A 19,007-nucleotide genomic window follows, 5' to 3' on the forward strand; every position below is an offset into this window, starting at 1 on the left:
CCCTCGTCTGGTGCGCTCTCCTCTTTCTATCCATCGCAGGCTACGGAGCCCTTCTCCTTCGCCTCTTCGGCATCCGCAGAGCCCCCTCACCCTCGCAGCCACCAGCGGCTTCGGCGTCGTCATCTTCCTCGGCGGCTGCCTTAATCTCCTCCGTACCATTACTTCCCCCGTCCTGATCACCTTTACGATCCTCGGCCTTCTCGCTGCCATTCTCCTGCGCATCACCATCAACGGAACCGACACGCCCAGCCCAACCCCGTTCCTCCAGAAGCCCTCAGCGGTATCGAAAGCGGTCCCCATCCTCCTGCTGGTCGCAGCCCTGGTCTTCATCGTCCGCATCGCCGCGACCGTGCATACCCAGTCCTACCAGGCCTCCGACGACTACAACTTCTACCTCGCCGCCCCTGCCAAGATGCTCCAGCTCCACCACTACGCCGCCGATCCCTTCAGCGAGCGCCGCATCATGTCCAGCATCGGCGGCAACTACTACCTTCAGACCCTCGTCCTCGCAGTCCTCCCCCTCGCCGACGTCCAAATGGCCGACCGAGCCCTCGGCCTCCTTCTGCTCGCCTTCCTAGCCTTCGCTCTCGCCTCCGAGTTCCGCCTCACCCCACCCCAGCGAGCCGTATTCGCGCTCCTCCTCTTCACCACCCCGCAGCTCGTCTTCAATCTCACCTTCGTCCTTCTACCCAGCGCTCTCTTCTTCGCCCTCGTATGCCTCGCCGCCAACCGCAAGCTCCTCGCCGAAGACCCAACCCTCCAAGCGCTTCTCCTCGGCGCGGTCACCGGCGTCCTCGCCACCACCAAGTCCACCTATCTGCCGCACGGAGTCATCTTCATCGCCTGCTTTGCTCTCTTCCAGGCGCGCCGCCGCGGCCTCTCCGCCGCCACAAAAGCCCTGGTCCTCGCCGCCCTTTCCTGCCTCATCGTCATGGCCCCCTGGATGATGGCTAGCCACGCCACCTCCGGCACCTGGTTTTACCCCTCACTAGGCAAGGGCTACCAATACAGCGCCTACGGCCTCTACCCCGCGCCCTCCGGAGCAGGCCTCTCCATCATCCTGCGCAAGGTCGTCCCCTTCTGCGCCCCCTCCTTTTCCTCTTGGGCCTCGAATGGTATCTCGGGGACCGCGATGAACAGGGCGAAGCCGTTCTCGCTCTCTCGGCCGCCGCCCTCTGCGCCACCCTACTCGTCGGCATCGGCACCGGTGGAGACTCCGTCCGCCGCTACAACTACCCCTGCATCATCCCAGCGATACTCCTTCTCTACATCGTCTTCAGCCGCCGCCGGAACACCTTCCCGGGCTCCCGCCGCTGGCCCATCCTGCAGACTCTCACCATCGCCTTCATCGCCTACACCGCCATCACCACCTGGCGCAACAAATTCACCAACGAATACGACCAGATCCCCCTCGGTCTCAAAGCCGCCCTACAAGACACCCCCATCGTCCCCCCCAGCGTCAGTGCCGAGTACGCCGCCGTCCAGCGTGCCATCCCCACCGACGCCGGCGCCATAGCCACCGTCACCAACAGCTTCCTCCTCGACTACCGCGCCAACTCCATCAGCATCGCCGACTATCCCGGAGCCGCCAGCCTCCCCCTGGCTGGCCCTCCCAGGGCGACGGCGACACCCTCGCCCAATACCTCCTGGCCCATAACCTCCGGTACCTTGTCTGCTCGTACGCCGACTTCATCCCCCTCGACCACGAAGCCGTCAAAGTCCTCCACGACCCCAGCCGCACCCAGTGGATTCACAGCGAACAGGCCATCATCCTCCGCTCCCACCAGCAGTACGCCGAACTAGCCCAAACCCGCCGCCATCTCTACGACGACGGCCAGATCTACGTCCTAGACCTAGCCTCCCGATAGTCGGTAGAAGGCGACCAACGGGAGCGCCAACCGAAGGGGTATACCCGTCACGAAGTGACCGCGCCGCGCGCAGCGGGCCCGGCCGGCAGGCCACGCCATAGTCAGCCCCACAAACCCCCGAAAACAAACCAAACAATCCTTGACGCAGGCCCCGGAGCGCCAGTAAGATTAAATCTCGCGCAGTCTCGCGTCTGTACGTCTGTGTCAGCACATCTCTCAGGCGAGTCAGGTCACCGAGACATCCGTGGTGGATCCACTGGGGAGCAGCTTTCAGCATAGCCGCCCCTGAAGCACCCATCCCATAGGTTGTGCGTCGTCCAGCTGTAGTCCAGGCCAAGCGGGCCGTTCCGCGTGTTTGGAGAGAAATTCTCCTTCCCGCACGTCGCCTTGCTCTGGAACAAACGTTCTTTTGAGCTCTTTAAAATTGGCGCACCATCAACGGCACCACTTTCTTCATGCACCAGGCCGAACACTGAAGACGGCAGAAACAAGGAGTAACCCAAACGATGTCCACCACGATTCCGAGTGGCAAAGATATTAAGCGCAAGTGGTACGTGCTTGATGCCAGCGGTAAGACCCTCGGTCGCCTCGCCACACAGGCCGCCTCCGTCCTCGCCGGCAAGACCAACCCCTCTACACCCCTACATCGATATGGGCGATCACGTCGTGATCATCAACGCCGAAAAGATCGTGCTGACCGGCCTCAAGTCTGACCAGAAGCTCTATCGCCGCTACACCGGCTTCCCAGGTGGTCTTCGCGAAGAGTCCTTCATCAAGCTTCTCGCCCGTCGCCCCGAAGCCATCGTCGAGCAGGCCGTCAAGGGCATGCTTCCCAAGTCCAAGCTCGGCCGCCAGATGGCCACCAAGCTCAAGGTCTACAAGGGAGCACAGCACCCCCACCTCGCCCAGCAGCCCGTTGCCATGGACTTCCATGCCTCCAACGCGCCCAAGGTTCTCACCTCCAAGGTCATGGTGCCGGCGCATCCGGCTCACTCCCTCGAAGGCTAAGCGTCCCCTCCCGATCTTCGGGAGCTAACGAAGTTTGGGGCATCGGCCCCGGGTTTTCAAAAGTTCAAGGAGCACCATGGTAGATCTGATTCAGTACTACGGAACCGGCCGTCGCAAGTCCTCGATCGCACGCGTCTTCCTGCGTCCAGGCAGCGGCAAATTCACCGTCAACAAAAAGAGTGTGACGTCTACTTCGTCACCGCACAACAGCGCGCAGCCGCCAAGCGGTCGCTCGGCATCGCCGACATCGGCGAGACCTTCGACGTCATCACCACCGTAAAGGGTGGCGGCGTCATGGGCCAGGCCGACGCAGTCAAGCTCGGCATCGCACGCGCACTCATGGAATTCAACCCCGAGCTTCGCAAGGCGCTCAAGGCAGAAGGCCTCGTTACCCGCGACTCGCGTGGTAAAGAGCGTAAGAAGTACGGTCAGAAGGGCGCTCGCGCTCGCTTCCAGTTCAGCAAACGCTAATCGCTTCGCTTTATTGGTTGTCATCCCCGAAGGGGATCTGCTTCTGTACTTGCCGTTGTTTTTGCTTTTCAAGTGGAAGCCGAGGCGTCAGCCCGGCTTCCACCGCAGCACCAAGGGCCCTGTATCAAAGCGGCGAAAAGGAATCACCGCTTGAGCACCACCCTCTCAGAGCATCGTGAGGCAAGGAGTCAAATCTCCCTTACGAGGGATCAATCCAGGCACCGGAGCATCGGTCCGGCTGTCTTAAACCAAGGAGCTACATGGCAAACATCACTATGAAAGAACTGCTCGAAGCTGGCGTTCACTTCGGGCATCAGACCAAGCGCTGGAACCCAAAGATGAAGGAGTACATCTTCGGCGAGCGCAACGGCATTTACATCATCGATCTCCAGAAGACCCTCAAGATGTTCAAAGAGGCTTCGAAGTTCGTCACCGATCTCACCGCCACCGGCAAGCTCATCCTCTTCGTCGGCACCAAGCGCCAGGCACAGGACGCGATCGCCGAAGAAGCCACCCGCGCCGGCATGCCCTACATCAACAGCCGCTGGCTCGGTGGTCTTCTCACCAACTGGGTCACCGTGCAGAAGTCGGTCAAGCGCCTCACCGAACTCGACGACATGTCGACCGACGGCCGCTACGAGCTCCTCACCAAGAAGGAAGTCATCAAGCTCGAGCGCGAGCGCAAGCACCTCACCACCAACCTCGCCGGTATCAAGACCATGAAGCGCCTTCCCGACGCCATCTTTGTCGTTGACTCCAACAACGAAGCTATCGCCGTCGCCGAAGCCCGCAAGCTTGGCATCCCGGTCGTCGCCGTCGTCGACACCAACTGCGATCCCACCGTCGTCGACTACGTCATCCCCGGCAACGACGACGCCCTCCGCGCCATCCGCCTCTTCACCACGAAGATCGCCGATTCCGCCTACGAAGGCGTCCAGATGGTCTCCGAGAAGGCATTCGCCACCGAGTCCGCTGACGTTCAGCCTCTCGAAGTCTCCCCCGAGCACATCGGAGAAGAAGGCGAGTACGAGCCCGGCGAGATCCACGCCGCTGCCGAGCCCGTCGAAGCTGCTCCCGAAGAAGATGAGACCGTCGACCTAGCTGCAGTCCTCGGCGGAAACATCCGCAAAGCACCTTCCGCCGCCAGCGAGCCCGAAGCAGAGAACGAGTCCATCTCCGCCCAGGCCGCCGTCTAACGCATCTCTTCGTGCCGAGAGGTCGCCACAAGGAAAGGGCAGGGCATTAGCCGTGCCGTAACCGCCTCTTGTTATTTTGGTGGGGGCGCGGGCATCCAGCCCGCGCCCCCTTTCGCAGAAACCGCAACTCAAGGAAACTCACAATGACTGAAACCGCCGTAAAGATCGACGCAAAACTCGTCAAAGAACTCCGTGAAAAGTCCGGCGCCCCCATGGGCGACTGCTTGAAAGCTCTGCAAGAGGCTAAAGGTGAGATGGAAGCCGCCTTCGTCGTCCTCCGCAAGCGCGGCATGGCGTCTGCCGCCAAGAAGGCCAGCCGCACCACCAACGAAGGCGCAGTCGGAACCTACATCCACGCCGGCGGAAAGATCGGCGTTCTCCTCGAGCTCAACTGCGAGTCCGACTTCGTAGCCCGCACCGACGACTTCCAGGAGCTGCTCCGCGACGTCGCCATGCACATCGCCGCCGTCGACCCGCGCTTCGTCAGCCGCGAGGACGTCACCGAAGCCGACCTCGAGCGCGAGAAGGACGTCTATCGCGCCCAGGCCGCTGCCTCCGGCAAGCCCGCCGAGATCATCGAGAAGATGCTCACCGGCAAGCTCGCCAAGTTCTACGAAGAGTTCTGCCTCCTCGACCAGCCCTTCATCAAGGAAGCCTCGCAGACCATCGGCCAGCTCATCGCCTCCAAGGTCGCAAAGCTCGGCGAGAACATCAGCGTCCGTCGCTTCGCCCGCTTCAAAGTAGGCGCCACCGACTGGACAGTAGCCCAGGCCAAGGCAGCCAGCACTGAAGAAGCCGCCTCCTAATCTGTAACTATCACCGATACACAAAACCCGGGCCACCAGCCCGGGTTTTGTGTATCAGTGTGCCGTCAAGCTTCTTACCTGCAAAAAACTTCATCTCGACCGAAGTCGTGACGCAGGCAGCCGATCACTGCCAATGCCCAGCCTTCTCCGCGTTGTCGACGATCGTATGGGCGTAGTCGATCTCCCCGATCGCATGGTTTCGAAGTTGACGCGCCTGCGGCAGCTCCTCCGCATTCTCCAGATCCTTGTGCGCCGCGAGAAGCAACTCATTCGCCTTGTGGAAACGGTCCCGAGGACTCAGGCCAGGATCGACCTGATAGGAATCGTGCAGACTCTTGTCTTCATCGATCGAAGCTTGCTTGATCTCATTCACTGCCGCATCGATGTGCTTCGTCGCAGCCTCGGCATCCCGCTTCACAGGGACCGAGGTCGGCATTCCTTCATTCAAATAACGCCGCGCCGCCCGCAGATCGCTAAGTGCATGTTGATAAGCCGGATGAGGTCCCGCAGCCCCTTGTGCCTGCACGGCCGGAGCCGCTGCAACCATCAGACTCGCGGCCAAAACTGCAAAACGCATATTCAATACCATATTCATCTCCTTGTACATCTGTGAAAAAAATAAGGGAATAACTGGATCGCCGATCCAGTAATAGTTCCCCATACATGGGACAACCTTCCGTACGCCAAAGCGGGGCGAAAGAACTACAGGGATACTTCAGTGGTAGATGCAGATGTTGTCCAGTGGGGAAGTCCCGGCACCAAAAATCGCCCTGCCAGACGATGCTATCTGGTAGGACCGCGAAGCTAAATGCCCGTCAGCGCAATCCGTCCATTAGGTTCAACGTGACGAAACGGAGTACTGGACCAGCACCCCATTCACAAAATCCGCCTGAACCTTCTCATCCTTGCTCTTGTAAGTGCAGGAGGTCATGGACATCCCATTCTCTGTTCGGTCATGCGCCTCCACCGCCAGGCCATACTGAGTCTCCACCTGCTCTCTGCTCATCCCTTTCTTCAAACTCTGCGCCGGATCAGAACCATTGTCCGCAGGACGCACGGCAAGTCCCGGGACTCCTGGTGCGTCTCCAGCGGGTGCTGCCCCCGCAGCTCCGACCGTATTCCCCGGAAACGACACATACTCCGCCAGTGCATTCTGAATCACCTGCGGTGTCAGCGAATCTCCCATCCCTCGCGCGTCCAGTTTTATATTGAATCGCGACCCACCCTGCTGCCGCTTCATCGCCTCTTCTCTATCTTTCAATTCTCTCTTCCGCTCAAATCACCCGAATGGAAAAAGATTTCCAGGCGTGCTCAGACTAAAGCACAAAGAGAAGAGGGGAGCATCATGGCTCCCCTCTTTTGCTTTGATAGACGCCACTTACTCCCAGTGTGCCGTCCGCTGCGCATTGTCCACAATGGTATGCGCGTAATCGATCTCGGCGATCGCATGATTGCGAAGCTGACGCGCCTGCGGTACATCCTCCGCATGCTCCAGATCCCTGTGCGCCGCAGCCAGAAGTTCATTCGCCTTGCGGAAGCGATCATGCGCGTTCAGACCGGTATCGATGTGGAAGGAATCGTTCATGCCTTTGCCATCATCGATCGAAGCCTGTTTGATCATGTTGATCGCCGCGTCGATGTGGTGAATCGCCTCATTATCGTCACGCTTCACTGGCGCCCACGCCCATCCATCATTCAAATAGTGCCGTGCCGCGCGAAGATCGCTAAGCGCATGCAGATAAGCCGGGTGCGGCCCCGGAACCTCTTGTGCCTGCATCGTCGGTACCGCCGTCGCAAAAATACCAGCTGTCAAAACCATCAAACGTACTGTGCTGAACATTTACTTTTCTCCTTGGGCTGCGTCGTATCGTGCCCGCACCCAGCAATACCCACCTTACCCCGCAAAGTTGTGCACAACCTTCACAAGCTTCACCAAAGTTGTAAACAAAACCTGGCCTCGAGCCGTCTGTAGGCACGAATTTAATCGCCCAAAATCTCCCCCTGCACCATGCGATACTTAGTTCTGACATGTACAAAAGAGTCCTCCTCAAGATCTCAGGCGAAGCCCTGGCTGCAGGCAAAGGTTTTGGCATCGACGCCGTCTTCATCCACAAAATCGCAGCCGAGATCGCCGCCGTCCACGCCCTCGGCTGCGCGATTGCCATCGTCGTCGGCGGTGGAAACTTCTTCCGCGGCGTCGCCCAGCAGGCCATCGACATGGACCGCGTCGCAGCCGATCACATGGGCATGCTCTCCACCGTCATCAACGCCATCGCACTGCAAGACGCCATCGAGAAGCTAGGCCTCTACTGCCGTGTCATGTCCGCAATCGAGATGCACGAAGTCGCCGAGCCCTACATCCGCCGCCGCGCCATGCGCCACCTCGAAAAGAACCGCATCGTCATCTTCGCCGCCGGAACCGGCAACCCCTTCTTCTCCACCGACACCGCCGCCAGCCTCCGCGCCATGGAGATCAAAGCCGACATCCTCCTCAAAGCCACCTCCGTCGACGGCATCTACACCGCCGACCCCAAGGTCGATGCCGACGCCACCAAATTCAACCAGATCACCTACAGCGAGATGCTCCGCCTCAACCTCCGCGTCATGGACACCACCGCCGTCTCCCTCTGTCGCGACAACAACATGCCCATGATGGTCTTCAGCATGCGCGAGCCCGGCAATATCGTTCGCGTCGTCAGCGGCGAAAAGATCGGTTCTCTCGTCACCGCGTGACCGGCTGAGATTGGTCGTTCTCGCTGTCGTCTGCCTCTTGTTGTCATCCCGCCAGGGATCGACGTTCGTTGCTGCCCACGCCCTTTCTTTCGTAGCGAAGCGGAGAAATCTGTCGTAGCCCCATGACCTCCGGCTCGAAATCACGCAGTTGATGCGAATTATGTCGTCTTCCGTGTACTCTCGTGCGTCCAATCCTAAGAAACCGCGTTAGACAGAGTTGAACGGTACTATCCCACTCAAGCAGGACGTATAGTGAATCTCAGCCTTCTGGAACCAGAGATCGAGCAGCCGCGAAGCCCTGTTCCACCACCCGCGGCCATCACCATCCGCAAGCCGCCTCTGCCGGCTCTCACCGGCATCCGCACTCTGCTCGCCATCTTCATCATTCTCTTTCACTTCACGCCGCCGCACCTCGGTCTCCTCTATCCCATCATCGACAACGGCTACGTCTTCGTCGGCGTCTTCTTTCTCATCTCCGGCTACGTACTCACCTACAACTACGCCGACCGCGCAAACACCCTGGTCAAGCGCGAGTTCTGGCTGGCCCGCTTCTCCCGCCTCTACCCCATCTACCTGCTCGTGCTCCTCATCTCCTTCCGCATGGTGCAGGACGAGTGGCACGCCCGCTCCCGCTTCGAGTTCTGGCAGGGAATCGTCCTCACCCCCTCGTCCTCCAGGGTTGGAGCCCCTCCGTCGCCACCTTCTGGAACACCGTCGCCTGGACGCTTTCGAGTGAGGTCGTCCTCTACGTCGCCTTCCCCTGGCTCATTCGCCTTCCATGGCCCAAAAAGCCGATCCAGTTGGTTCTTCTTCTCGCAGCTCTCTGGATCATCGGCCTGATCCCCCACTCCCTCTATCTCTGGCTCAACCCCGACCACATCGTCGGTCCCGTCGACCGCTACAGCTCCACCCAGCTCATCCGCTTCCTCAAATACACCCCGCTCCCCTACGTTTGCACCTTCCTCATCGGGGTCACCCTGGGCAAACTCCAGCACGCCCTCACCCTCACCTCACGGCAGCGCCTCCTGCTCTCGTTCGTCAGCCTCGCGCTCGTAGGTGTCTTCTTCTACGCCCTCGTCCTCCGCACGCCGTACCTCCTCATGCACGGCGGGCTCATGACTCCCGTCTTCGCCGCTCTGGTTCTGGGCCTCAGCGGGCCTCACGCCATCTCGGCCCTCTTCTCGTGGCGACCTCTTCTGCTCATCGGTGAAAGCAGCTACTGCCTCTACCTGCTCCACTTCAACGTCTTCCAGCTCCTCCACCTCTACCATGTGCCGGAGCACCTCCACCTGGCTGCCCTTGAACCCTGGCTCTCCTACGGAATCCTCATCCTGTTAGCTCTGGCAGCCTTCCACTTCGTAGAAACTCCCGCCCGCAACGCCATCCTCACCCGCTTCTCCCGCAAATCCCCTACGCTGTCACCCGCCTCCAACTAGCGACCTCCGCAGCCGTTCGTTTTTTTGCTTGTTCTTTTGTTGTCATCCCGTAGGGATCTGCTGTTGCTGTTGTTCCTTTCGTCACCGGGTTCCCCGTCACCGCGCTGGCCGTTCCGGAGGTCGCGCCTGCCATTTCCGAGCGCAGCGAAGACCACATATTTCGCCCTCTGTTTGCCAACGCCCCCGCCGATGCGTTTTGAAAGGCAGTGGCAGTCTGAATCGTCGCAAGCGCGCCCCGGTTCAAAGCAAGCCGCCGTCCTCGAACCCTCAGAATCATGTCAAGCCCCGAAATCGTAAATCACCGCGCCAGACAAGGAGAAACGCGTGGCGTATTAGTTTCGGTCAATCAGCTATACTTAATTCAGAGTTCAAGACTGCCCTCGGACAAGTCCGAGGGCTTCATGTTTTAAGAGTTAACCTAACCCCTTTGTTTAGACAAATTTAGCCATAACCCGTTTAGAATGACAATTTTGCGTGATGCCTCCGAAGCCTAATCTATTGAAAATAAATGGCTTAGGAGAAAATACCCCCGTGGGGGGTGCCTCACAGAAAGGCGTAGATACGGACGAGCGGGGTCAGCCCGTCGAATGAACACAGTCGCATGCGCAGTCACGGACTCTAGAGAAGCAGAAGAAAGCCGGCAGGAGCGCAAAAAAGCCCCGCAATAGCGGGGCCTTTTGCACAACCAGGAACGCCGGTTACTCGACTATGATCTGCGTCGGATGCGAACCATTCGCCACTGCCACGGCACAGGTTGGCAGCGCGCCCGAGGGGAACGGCGTGTTCTGCACCTGCTTCAGCGTGCCGTTTTGAGGGGCCAATTGAAACGCCGAGACATCGCCTTCGAGGTTGTTCGACGTATAGAGGTAAACGCCCAACGCCGGCTCGATCGCAACGCAGGTTGGACCCGTACCCGTGGCCGTCGAAGCAGAACCGACAGACCCCGTCGGATTCCCCGAGTTTTGATCGATCGTATAGGCGCCGACCGTACCCGAGGAGAAGTTCGCAACATACAGGAACTTGCCTCGAGGATCGACCGTCACGCCTACCGGGAACAAACCGGTGGGAAACTGGTTGTTGATCATCGGGGTCAGCGACCCATCTGCATTGGCTGTCTTGCCGTAGAGCACATTGGCCGCCTGGTCCGTGACATACACGAACCGGGAAGAAGGATCTTCCGCGATCGCGCTCGGTGTAATTCCCACGCCATATCCGGTCGCCACCGTCTTGCCCGTAGCATCGGTTGTGATAGTGGTCCCGGGAGTTGGAGTCAATGCGCCCGTCGACATGTTCTGTGAGAAGCCCAGCAGCGCAGCCTTCGGCGTCGTCGGTGTCTCCTGATCGATGACGTACACAAAGGAGCTCTGCAGCCCAGATCCCGAGCCATCGGTCAAAGTGCAGGTCGGATTGCCGGCATTGTAGGCGGCCGACGGTTCGCAGCGCGGACGGCTGACCACAACCCCGACAGGCGTGTTACCGACGTTGACGGTCTTAGGTGTTCCCAGCGAGCCGTCCTTGCTGATTGGGAAGATCGTAATACCACCCGGCCCGGGAGAAGCGGTCGAGTAAAGCTGCTGTCCATTTGGACCCAGCTGATACTGGAAGGTGACGTAAAGGAAGGCCCCCGCTGCGTCCATCGCAACCGCGGTAGCATTGCTTCCCGTTATGTTGTACGTGTTCTGCAGGTAGATCTTTCCGTCGGTCCCGATCGAGTACTCTCCGATGGTCGAATCGTCGTGATTGGCAACATACAGATTAAGCCCGTTTGGAGAGGCCACCAGCGTCACCGGATTCCTGCCCGCAGGTATCGGTGAATCCGCCAGCGGCGTCAGCGAACCGATCTGGAAGTCCACCGCGTAGGCATTGATCCCACCGTTGGGAGAGGTGCTCGTCAACGGTTTTGCAGTAGTCGCATAGACATACGCCAGCGTGTAGTCGCGGCTGCACGCCGTTACGCTCACCAACGCAAAAGACAATATCGAGGCCACTGTTCCGCGACCCATTTTGATCCACTTCATGCTTGCCTAACTCCGGGGCAAATCGTTTCCGCCCGTTCCTGCTGTCCCGATACTCAGAATTCCTACCGACATTCTGTCCTGGTTCTCCAGCTGCGCCCTGCCAGCTAGTTTACGTTTCCGCTTACTGCGAGGCACGTCGTTTGTCCGGTCGCCGTGAACTTCGATCCTCGGCGTAGATCCGACAGAGTGCCTGTTGTCGAGATCTGTTTCCCGGTCACCGTCCCATCTCCGTTTGACGTGTAGATGTACTGATTAGACGGGTCCTCGACCATACAAACCGGCCCTGCACCTACCGGGTACGGGTTGTTCCCCGGATCGTTCAGCAGCTGCAGTGCTCCGTTGGACTGGATATTGAACGCCGAAATCGAACTATTCGGATTCGTGGTGTCGGTGGTCGACTGGTTCGCGACATATACGAAATTCTTCGCAGAACCCGTCCCGCCGACCAACGAATAGACCGGATTTGCCGCTGGTGAGGGATTCTGCTGAACTCCGTTGTTGATCGTGTTCAACGAGCACGTACTCCCAACAGTAAACGGAATAAGCTGCCCCGGACTGTTCGTATTGGGAGCACCCGCATCGGTAATGTAAATATTGCTTCCACCGGCAATAATCGACGTGGGCCGTACAGCTCCCGAGTTGAACTTCTGCGTAGTCGTCAGCGTCAGCTGTCCGGCGGTTCCAACCGCGTAGGGTGAGACCGTCTGGTCAGCCGTATTGAGCGTTAACACGCATCCGCCCGAGACCGCCAACATCGTCGGCGTCTGCCCAACGGGGAAGTAAGTCAGCTGCAAGCCGGTCGCGGGATCCTTGATCTGCTGGTTCAACACCAGAGTCAATCGCCCCGTATTGGGATCGATAGAAAACACCGTGATGTCTCCATTGGGAGGTGGAGTTGCTCCATCGAGCGGGGGCGCCTGCTGGTCCAGAACATACAGGAAGTTACCCGTAGTATCGACCGCTGCCCAGACAGGTGTAGTCCCCTGGCTTGTGAAGCACTGCTGAAAGGTCAGCACACCCTGTCCGCCAACGCTGAACTCGCTGATGCTGCCGGCGGTCCCGCAAGGTAGGTTGGTTGTTGTTCCGTTTCCGCCACCCTTATTGACCACATAGATGAAGCGGCCACCCGGCTTCACCACGATCGACACCGGGTTCGCTCCGCCGGAGGTGAACGGCGAATGAGGAATCGTCGTCAGGTTTCCCGTAAAGTCATCGATCTTGAAGCCGGCGATCTGGTTGTATTGCGTTCCAAGAACCCACATGAACCCGATCGTGCCACCACCGCACGCCGTCATGCCCAGACCCATCGCTACGGACACTACCAAGGCCATTGAAACCCGGCCAATCCTGCTCAACTTCATGCGCTTCCTTAATCCTCGCCAGTGAACGTCTTCCGTCCACCTTTTGCCGCGAGCAACTCTGTAGGGTACGATTCCTTCGCTTATTGTAGAAGCTGTCGCGACTTTGTGCCACTTATGCAACTCATTCTGGTTGGTCTATCCTTCGCCCACAAGGTCACCACGCCATGGTTACTGCCAACTTCACCGGCATAAAACAGCCACAAAAAGACCGGGCCGCAGCCCGGACCTCTGCCTCACTTCTATCCTCTACCAGACGCGGCAGGAGTTTACCAGCATCATCGGTTGTCCTGCTTTACAGCCAAAGGCCTTGCCGAACTCATCGAAGTTTTGCACTGTACCCTTCGCCCGCCACTCGCCTGTGCTGTGCGGATCCGTCTTGGCCAGCACACGCGCGTTCTGTTCCGTTTGATTCTGGCACCATAGCTGTCCGAAGGTGATAAAGAAGCGCTGCTGCGCGGTATATCCATCACGCTTCCCATCAACATACCCTGGCTCAGCAGCGGCTCCCTGTTGCGTGAGAGATGCTTCGAGCGCCTGGAATGCAATCCGAATCCCGCCATTGTCTGCTGTATTTTCGCCAAGCGTCAACTTCCCGTTAAGGTTTTGTCCCTCGGCAACCTTGAACCCGTCATACTCTTTCACTTCGCAATCGGTGCGCTCGGTAAACTTCGCGCGGTCCTCCGCTGTGAACCACGGCCGCACATTCCCTTTCGGGTCGTACTTCGATCCCTGGTCATCGAAACCATGCGTCATCTCATGCCCGATCACAGTGCCGATGCCGCCAAAGTTTACCGCTGGATCTTTGCTGTTGTCGAAGAAAGGAGGCTGCAGAATACCGGCAGGGAAATTGATATCGTTATTCGGAGGGCTGTAGTACGCATTGACCGTAGGCGGCGTCATAGTCCATTCCTTCTCGTCGACTGGCTTGCCCAGCTTGGCGTAGTTCCGCGCCCGCTCAAAACTCTGACTCCGCTCCACGTTTCCGAGATAGTCGTCACGCTTCACCGTCAGTGTGCTGTAGTCGCGCCAGTTTTCCGGATAACCGATCTTGTTCCGAATCGCATCCAGCTTTGCCTTCGCTTCTAGCTTTGTCGCATCGCTCATCCATGGCAGCTGTTGAATATCCTGTCTCAGCGCCTGCTCGAGCGCCGCAACCAGTTTGTCCATGTTGGCTTTCGCGTCGGGAGGAAGTATTGTTTCACCCAGTCCTGTCCTACGGCCTCGCCTAGTGCCGCGTCTGTGGTATGCGTACACCGTTTCCAACGTGGCGCCTGCTCCTTCTGGCCTTGCAGCGTCGCTGAAAAGAAGTTGAAGTTTTCATCCACAAATGCCTTCGACAAAGCTGGCGCAGCGGTCCTCAACGCCTGCCAGCGCAGATAGCTTTTAATCGAATCCAAACTCGCCGCATCGATCGCTACATTCATCGTCTTGAAGTAGTCCGGCGTCGCGACATTCAGAGTACTGAACTCTCCGATCTTGACTTCCTGCAAATAGGCCTGCCAGTCATAATCGGGTGACAGTGCCTCAAGGTCCTGCCTCGACATAATGTGGTACCCCTTCGCCGGATCTCGCAGCTCGACGCGATCGATTGAGCCCTTGGCGAGTGCCGTCTCGATGGTCATTACACTTTTAGCCTCGTCCGCAGCTCTCTCAGGAGCATCGCCTAATAGTACGAACATCTTCGCGACGTGCTCGACATACTGATCCCGCAGCTTCTGGCTCCTCTCATCTTCGGTCAGATAGTACGACCGGTCTGGCAGCGAAAGGCCCCCTTGGATGGCGGTCGCAATCTGCTGACTCGAGTCTTTCTGATCCTGCTGCACATTCAACCCATAAAACACGCCCACAGAATATGTTCTCTGTAACTCTGCGACAGTCGTCGCTAGTTGTTTTTGTTCTTCAACGATTCAATCACCGCCAATACTGGCTTCAACGGCTTCACTCCCAGTTGGTCCGCCAGATCAACGTTCATGCACGCGGCGAAGTAGTCCCCGTACTTTCGCTGCAGGGGAGTCTTCGGAGCATCGGCTGCTGCCCTCAACTCCGTATACAGCAAATAATTATTTCGTTCCGCCAACTCGTTAAACCTTCCCCACCGTACTTGGTCTGCGGGTATAGGATTTTTCTTCAGCCAATTGCCGCAAGCGTACTGATAGAAGTCGGTGCAAGGATCAACTGTCTTATCGATTGCGGATAGGTCGAAGATGATTGGCTGCTTCGGCTCCGAAGTCGGCCCACCGGCTACATCTGCGTTCGTAAACCCCTGCCCGACACACACTCCCGTAGACAGTATCAGCAGACTTGCAAAAGACTTAGAAATCATCTCTCTCCTCACAAGAACTCTCCATAAAGAGCAACTATTCAAAGAGCGAGACGAGTCTTCGTCTACTCAAAAACGCAACTCTCAGCGGTTCTACAGAGACGAGACACTGTATCGCAAAGTTTCGGGGTCCGTAAAACGCAGAAAAAACGGGCTCAGGCCAAAGCCCAAACCCGTCACCCTCGTTGCTGCATTTTCTCTAAAAGATCTTCAGATGGATCGTCAGGTATTTCTTCGGATCGCTTCGGATCGTCTTTACCAAGTCCGTGCTGGCCACCAGCAGTTTGTTCAAGTTGGTGTAGGCGGCATCGTCAGTCACCAGTTTGCCCAGCGTACCCCGACCATCGTTCACTCCAGTCACCAGCGTGTTTACCTGCGTCAGCGTGTTGCTCAGATCCTGGCGAAACTTGGGATCTTTCAGCATCAGCCCAATTCCCCCTTGCCAGCGTCCGCATCGGCCAGCAGCGAGTTCGCGTGTGCAAGAGTCGAGTTCAGATTTTTATAAAGGGTATCGTCCTTTATCAGCTTGCCCGCCGTGCCCTTGCCGCTGTCGATCCCCTCGGCGATACTTTGTAGCTTCGCCACAGTGCCGTTTAGCCGGTTGTACAACGTGTCGTCGGTCATCAGTTTGCCTATCGACCCGCGACCCGCATTAATATTCTTCTCCAGCTTCAAAAGCTCATCGACGGTATTGTTCGCCTTGTTGTACAAATCGGGATTATTGATCAGCTGCCCGACCGAGCCCTTCCCGGACTGAATGTTGTCGACAATGATGTTCATCTTCGCCAGAATCACATTCAAGCTCTCGATCGTTCCCTGGCTCGCCTTCACGACATCGGTCAAACTAGGCGTCTCCAGAGTCTTCAGTACATCACCGTCCTGCAGCGGGGGCCCGACGGCAAACTGGCTATTGATATCCACCACCGTATCGCCCAGCACTCCCACCGTCGATAGCGAAGCCTTCGAATCTTTCTTCAGATTGGTGGCGAACTTTTCGTTCATCTTCATCACTACCTTCACCGGAGTCAGCTTGTGCTCTGGTGAGTTGTCGATCGTCACAGATTTCACCGTCCCGATCGTCACGCCTTCCAGGTTCACTGCCGCACCGGTCTTCAGCCCGGCCGAGTTCTCGAAGAACGTCACCACCGTCAGCTTATGCGAGAAAATTCCCAGACCCGATGAACTCGTCATCAGAAACAGCAGGGTCACCAGCACCACTGTCGAAATCAGTACAATCACGCCCACCTTCAACTGCGACCACCGGACCTCCTGCTGGCTGGGCATAGCTCTCCTTTAAGACCTTTTTGCAAAACTTCACTGCCACGGCGTCACACCGCCGCCTCCCACCTGTAGCGCAATCAGGGTGTCAGTAACTAGGAGAATACATTACCCTCCCAACCAATCACCTCAGGAAAAGCACAGGGAGTCACGTCGCGCTAAAGTGCTTGATCTCTTATGGATGCCCAAACCACTCTAATGGTTTCAACTTCCGCTACCCGTTGCGGTCTAGTCCTCAACGACCACCATCGCCATCGCCAACTCCCGGCTATGGGTCAAGCTCAACTGTACCCTGTGCACGCCCATCGCCCCAGCCAACTCTGCCGCCCTCCCACTCAGGTGAAGCGTGGGTCTCCCACTCGTCTGGCGCCGCACTTCAAGCTCTTTCCACGTAATCCCTCGACTGATTCCGGTCCCGAGGGCCTTCGCACCGGCCTCCTTCGCTGCAAACCGGGCCGCAAAGCTCTCTGCGGCATTCTTTTTCTTGCGCATGCAGTAGGCGATCTCTTCTGGAGTAAAAACCCTCTCCAGAAACCGCTCGCCGTACCGGTCGATACTCTCCTCGATCCGTTTCGTCTCTATCAAATCCGTTCCCACGCCCAGCACCATAAAGAACCTCGCTGCCGCTATCTCCTTCGTCATGGAACTAAAAGTAGACAAACCGCTGCCGAATCGCAAAGTTTCGAAGTGATATCGCAAGTCATCTCTTTTCAACATTATCAAACCGCAAGCGCCACATGACCAGAGTACCGCACTAGAGACTCACGCTTCGCGCTTCCCCTTCCGATGAACACCCTATCGGCAAGCACACTTCGATCGGCAGAGGCTCAACATTCCCATGCAATCGCTTGATATTCAGGGCTTCAGCTACGAAGAGCGCCAAGGCCTCCTGCCCTCGCTCACCTCAGCCTTCGCAGACTGCGGAGGATGGATCCTCAACCGCAAAACCCTCTCGCCCACCACCATGGAGTTCCGCGTCGAGATCCAGCTTCGCGCCGTCATCGACCTTTACGCCTCCATCATCTCTTCGGGCCTCGAACTCACCCGTGCCGGCCACCTCGGCTTTACTCACCTCTGCACGTGTCGCAAAAACCTCACCACCCCGGCCGACCTCGGCCAGATCATCACCATCCGTCTGGAGATTAGCTTCCTGGAAGATGCCACCCTCCAGTCTCTCTTTCTCTCCGCGGGGAGTGCGCCTGAATCATCCTTCACAAGTCTCAGTGCACGTCGAGCTTCTTTTTGTTCGGCCCCCACAACCCAAACCGAAACGGTACACCCACGGAGAACTGCAGGTTCGGCGTGTCCGGCGTGAGCCCCACGCCAAAGCTCAGATCGATCGTTCGCCCTGGTGCATATACGTAGGTTGTTCCCAACCGCAACGCCCCTTCTACCAGATACGACGCCGGGATATCCACCCCGTTCAACGTGGTGCTGCGCGTAAACCGCTGATCCCAGCCCAGCGTCATCGATACCTCTGGATTCAGCGCCAGGATTGACCCAATCTGGAAGCCCACCGCATCACCCGGCTTGAAGTGTCCCACCATCGTTGCCGAAGGGTTGGTGGGATCGTTCGCCGAAACGGTATGGTTGCCTGGCAAATTAGCCGTATACGAAAGATTTCCAAAGAACACCACCGGGTCGCTCGACTTCGACAGAGTCAGATTTCCCTGAAGCGCATTGAACCCAGTTCCGAGCGCCACCGCGCTGCTCTGCAAGTTGTAGGGATCTTTCCCGGTCGTCGATTTGAAGCGCACATTCGCCAGCATGTCGGGAACCTTTCCATGTTCGCTCGTCAACTGCCTGGAGAGGCCGGCAGAGATATCGCCCAGTCCAAAGCTGCTCGAAGAGGTCTGGATATTGTTCGCATCCACCGTCCGGATCAGTTCATAACCATAGGGAATCGTAAAGTCGCCTTGGAACTTATGCGGCAGCCCCAGTCTGGCCGTAAAGTTGGGCAGCAGGTAATCCTCCCGAATACGCTCCGAAGCGATATCGCCCACGACTAACACCGGCAGCAGCGCGAAACCATTCACCGTCACATGGTCAGACGAGGCGCTGAAATAAGAAGTCGTATTGTCGACCTCCAGAGTCCCGGAAGGCAGCAGCAATCCGCCGCGCAAGATCAACGCCTGGTCGAGAGCCTCCGTCGCCTGCCGCTCCGTGCTGTCGTAGGTTGAGGTCGACACCACTGAATTGATCACGCGACTGGTCGAGCTGGCGGGCAAAGCAGGACGCTCATCAACCTTGGCCGGAGTAGTAAATCCTCCGTTGACGCGCCATTCCAGCTCATTTACCCGCTCCAGCAAGTTGCGGATGATCGCATCGCGCTCTCGCAGCGCCTCCTGCAGCTTCAAATCCACCGGGTCTTTCATCGGAGCTGCAGCTTTGGCCACTTCCTGCGTCTGCGGCCGATCTTTAGCTGGTGTCGTCTGGGCCGGGAGCGATTCCACGGCCGCCAGCAACAACACAATGCCTGGTAGAACTCTTCGCCGCAACATCGAGCCGCCTT

The 19,007-nt window shown here is 58.0% G+C and carries 19 protein-coding genes and 3 pseudogenes; 10 read left to right on the plus strand and 12 right to left on the minus strand.

Going from position 1 to position 19,007, the window contains the following annotated elements; genetic code table 11:
• Positions 1-10 precede the first annotated feature (10 nt).
• The 6 genes and pseudogenes from RBB80_RS11210 (at position 11) to RBB80_RS11235 (ending at position 5,349) form a co-directional block, all read left to right on the plus strand.
• Positions 11-1,516: a hypothetical protein gene (locus tag RBB80_RS11210; RefSeq protein ID WP_433968253.1), complete on the plus strand. Its 1,506-nt coding sequence runs from the start codon at positions 11-13 to the stop codon at positions 1,514-1,516.
• An 858-nt stretch (positions 1,517-2,374) separates the two neighbouring features.
• Positions 2,375-2,581, plus strand: coding sequence for an uL13 family ribosomal protein (locus RBB80_RS11215; RefSeq protein WP_433968254.1), 207 nt, complete (start codon positions 2,375-2,377; stop codon positions 2,579-2,581).
• On the plus strand, positions 2,520-2,876 hold the full coding sequence (gene rplM, locus RBB80_RS11220; protein ID WP_433968255.1) for a 50S ribosomal protein L13: 357 nt from the start codon (positions 2,520-2,522) through the stop codon (positions 2,874-2,876). The genes RBB80_RS11215 and rplM overlap by 62 nt, the downstream gene beginning before the upstream one ends.
• Positions 2,877-2,952: 76 nt before the next feature.
• Positions 2,953-3,347: pseudogene (gene rpsI / locus RBB80_RS11225) on the plus strand (30S ribosomal protein S9).
• A gap of 260 nt (positions 3,348-3,607) precedes the next feature.
• A complete protein-coding gene (gene rpsB / locus RBB80_RS11230; protein ID WP_433968256.1) occupies positions 3,608-4,543 on the plus strand; it encodes a 30S ribosomal protein S2 in 936 nt (311 codons plus the stop codon).
• Between the two features lie 143 nt (positions 4,544-4,686).
• The gene (locus RBB80_RS11235) at positions 4,687-5,349 is read left to right on the plus strand and encodes a translation elongation factor Ts (RefSeq protein WP_433968257.1); all 663 of its coding nucleotides are present in this window, start codon (positions 4,687-4,689) and stop codon (positions 5,347-5,349) included.
• 124 nt (positions 5,350-5,473) lie between these two features.
• On the opposite strand, the gene RBB80_RS11240 is transcribed toward RBB80_RS11235, so the two are convergent.
• The 3 genes from RBB80_RS11240 to RBB80_RS11250 form a co-directional block, all read right to left on the minus strand.
• Positions 5,474-5,944 (minus strand): hypothetical protein, encoded by a 471-nt coding sequence (locus tag RBB80_RS11240; protein ID WP_433968258.1) that lies wholly within the window; start codon positions 5,942-5,944, stop codon positions 5,474-5,476.
• A gap of 243 nt (positions 5,945-6,187) precedes the next feature.
• Positions 6,188-6,589 carry a hypothetical protein gene (locus RBB80_RS11245; RefSeq protein WP_433968259.1) on the minus strand — a complete coding sequence of 134 codons (402 nt, stop codon included), beginning with the start codon at positions 6,587-6,589 and terminating at the stop codon, positions 6,188-6,190.
• A gap of 138 nt (positions 6,590-6,727) precedes the next feature.
• Positions 6,728-7,189: a hypothetical protein gene (locus RBB80_RS11250; RefSeq protein ID WP_433968260.1), complete on the minus strand. Its 462-nt coding sequence runs from the start codon at positions 7,187-7,189 to the stop codon at positions 6,728-6,730.
• Positions 7,190-7,377: 188 nt separating this feature from the next.
• On the opposite strand from RBB80_RS11250, the gene pyrH reads away from it, so the two are divergent.
• From pyrH to RBB80_RS11265, 3 genes and pseudogenes are all read left to right on the plus strand, one after another.
• On the plus strand, positions 7,378-8,082 hold the full coding sequence (gene pyrH / locus RBB80_RS11255; RefSeq protein WP_433968261.1) for a UMP kinase: 705 nt from the start codon (positions 7,378-7,380) through the stop codon (positions 8,080-8,082).
• Between the two features lie 252 nt (positions 8,083-8,334).
• A pseudogene (locus RBB80_RS11260) lies at positions 8,335-8,625 on the plus strand (acyltransferase family protein); the annotation flags it as partial.
• 71 nt (positions 8,626-8,696) lie between these two features.
• The gene (locus RBB80_RS11265) at positions 8,697-9,518 is read left to right on the plus strand and encodes an acyltransferase family protein (protein ID WP_433968262.1); all 822 of its coding nucleotides are present in this window, start codon (positions 8,697-8,699) and stop codon (positions 9,516-9,518) included.
• A gap of 698 nt (positions 9,519-10,216) precedes the next feature.
• Here the strand turns inward: RBB80_RS11265 and RBB80_RS11270 are convergent.
• The 8 genes and pseudogenes from RBB80_RS11270 to acpS all read right to left on the minus strand — a co-directional run bounded on the left by RBB80_RS11270 (position 10,217) and on the right by acpS (position 17,194).
• Positions 10,217-11,536 (minus strand): lactonase family protein, encoded by a 1,320-nt coding sequence (locus RBB80_RS11270; RefSeq protein WP_433968263.1) that lies wholly within the window; start codon positions 11,534-11,536, stop codon positions 10,217-10,219.
• 104 nt (positions 11,537-11,640) lie between these two features.
• Positions 11,641-12,867: a beta-propeller fold lactonase family protein gene (locus tag RBB80_RS11275; RefSeq protein ID WP_433968264.1), complete on the minus strand. Its 1,227-nt coding sequence runs from the start codon at positions 12,865-12,867 to the stop codon at positions 11,641-11,643.
• A 276-nt stretch (positions 12,868-13,143) separates the two neighbouring features.
• Positions 13,144-14,001, minus strand: a complete 858-nt coding sequence (locus RBB80_RS11280) for a M13-type metalloendopeptidase (protein WP_433969618.1) — start codon at positions 13,999-14,001, stop codon at positions 13,144-13,146.
• Positions 13,993-14,744: pseudogene (locus RBB80_RS11285) on the minus strand (M13 family peptidase); the annotation flags it as partial. The gene RBB80_RS11280 and the pseudogene RBB80_RS11285, both read right to left, overlap by 9 nt.
• A 35-nt stretch (positions 14,745-14,779) precedes the next feature.
• The gene (locus tag RBB80_RS11290) at positions 14,780-15,220 is read right to left on the minus strand and encodes a hypothetical protein (protein WP_433968265.1); all 441 of its coding nucleotides are present in this window, start codon (positions 15,218-15,220) and stop codon (positions 14,780-14,782) included.
• Positions 15,221-15,416: 196 nt separating this feature from the next.
• Positions 15,417-15,641, minus strand: coding sequence for a hypothetical protein (locus tag RBB80_RS11295; RefSeq protein WP_433968266.1), 225 nt, complete (start codon positions 15,639-15,641; stop codon positions 15,417-15,419).
• Entirely contained in the window at positions 15,641-16,501 is an 861-nt protein-coding gene (locus RBB80_RS11300; RefSeq protein ID WP_433968267.1) for an MlaD family protein, read from the minus strand. The genes RBB80_RS11295 and RBB80_RS11300 overlap by 1 nt, the downstream gene beginning before the upstream one ends.
• A 222-nt stretch (positions 16,502-16,723) precedes the next feature.
• Positions 16,724-17,194: a holo-ACP synthase gene (gene acpS / locus RBB80_RS11305; protein ID WP_433968268.1), complete on the minus strand. Its 471-nt coding sequence runs from the start codon at positions 17,192-17,194 to the stop codon at positions 16,724-16,726.
• A 139-nt stretch (positions 17,195-17,333) separates the two neighbouring features.
• Here acpS and RBB80_RS11310 point away from each other — a divergent pair, with 139 nt between their 5' ends.
• Positions 17,334-17,810 carry a hypothetical protein gene (locus tag RBB80_RS11310; RefSeq protein ID WP_433968269.1) on the plus strand — a complete coding sequence of 159 codons (477 nt, stop codon included), beginning with the start codon at positions 17,334-17,336 and terminating at the stop codon, positions 17,808-17,810.
• On the opposite strand, the gene RBB80_RS11315 is transcribed toward RBB80_RS11310, so the two are convergent.
• Positions 17,716-18,996 (minus strand): transporter, encoded by a 1,281-nt coding sequence (locus RBB80_RS11315; protein ID WP_433968270.1) that lies wholly within the window; start codon positions 18,994-18,996, stop codon positions 17,716-17,718. The two genes, RBB80_RS11310 and RBB80_RS11315, sit on opposite strands and share 95 nt — an antisense overlap.
• Positions 18,997-19,007: the final 11 nt, after the last annotated feature.

Source organism: Tunturiibacter gelidiferens (genome assembly GCF_051013345.1).
In the GTDB taxonomy this organism is placed as follows: Bacteria; Acidobacteriota; Terriglobia; order Terriglobales; family Acidobacteriaceae; genus Edaphobacter; species Edaphobacter gelidiferens_A.

Bases quoted from the DNA above. Each gene is read 5' to 3' on its own strand.
- RBB80_RS11275 (WP_433968264.1), bottom strand. From the start codon at position 12,867: ATGGCCTTGGTAGTGTCCGTAGCGATGGGTCTGGGCATGACGGCGTGC.
- RBB80_RS11215 (WP_433968254.1), top strand. From the start codon at position 2,375: ATGTCCACCACGATTCCGAGTGGCAAAGATATTAAGCGCAAGTGGTAC.
- pyrH (WP_433968261.1), top strand. From the start codon at position 7,378: ATGTACAAAAGAGTCCTCCTCAAGATCTCAGGCGAAGCCCTGGCTGCA.
- RBB80_RS11315 (WP_433968270.1), bottom strand. From the start codon at position 18,996: ATGTTGCGGCGAAGAGTTCTACCAGGCATTGTGTTGTTGCTGGCGGCC.
- RBB80_RS11295 (WP_433968266.1), bottom strand. From the start codon at position 15,641: ATGCTGAAAGATCCCAAGTTTCGCCAGGATCTGAGCAACACGCTGACG.
- RBB80_RS11290 (WP_433968265.1), bottom strand. From the start codon at position 15,220: ATGATTTCTAAGTCTTTTGCAAGTCTGCTGATACTGTCTACGGGAGTG.
- RBB80_RS11270 (WP_433968263.1), bottom strand. From the start codon at position 11,536: ATGAAGTGGATCAAAATGGGTCGCGGAACAGTGGCCTCGATATTGTCT.
- RBB80_RS11310 (WP_433968269.1), top strand. From the start codon at position 17,334: ATGCAATCGCTTGATATTCAGGGCTTCAGCTACGAAGAGCGCCAAGGC.
- RBB80_RS11245 (WP_433968259.1), bottom strand. From the start codon at position 6,589: ATGAAGCGGCAGCAGGGTGGGTCGCGATTCAATATAAAACTGGACGCG.
- RBB80_RS11235 (WP_433968257.1), top strand. From the start codon at position 4,687: ATGACTGAAACCGCCGTAAAGATCGACGCAAAACTCGTCAAAGAACTC.
- RBB80_RS11250 (WP_433968260.1), bottom strand. From the start codon at position 7,189: ATGTTCAGCACAGTACGTTTGATGGTTTTGACAGCTGGTATTTTTGCG.
- RBB80_RS11280 (WP_433969618.1), bottom strand. From the start codon at position 14,001: ATGAGCGATGCGACAAAGCTAGAAGCGAAGGCAAAGCTGGATGCGATT.
- rplM (WP_433968255.1), top strand. From the start codon at position 2,520: ATGGGCGATCACGTCGTGATCATCAACGCCGAAAAGATCGTGCTGACC.
- RBB80_RS11240 (WP_433968258.1), bottom strand. From the start codon at position 5,944: ATGAATATGGTATTGAATATGCGTTTTGCAGTTTTGGCCGCGAGTCTG.
- rpsB (WP_433968256.1), top strand. From the start codon at position 3,608: ATGGCAAACATCACTATGAAAGAACTGCTCGAAGCTGGCGTTCACTTC.
- RBB80_RS11300 (WP_433968267.1), bottom strand. From the start codon at position 16,501: ATGCCCAGCCAGCAGGAGGTCCGGTGGTCGCAGTTGAAGGTGGGCGTG.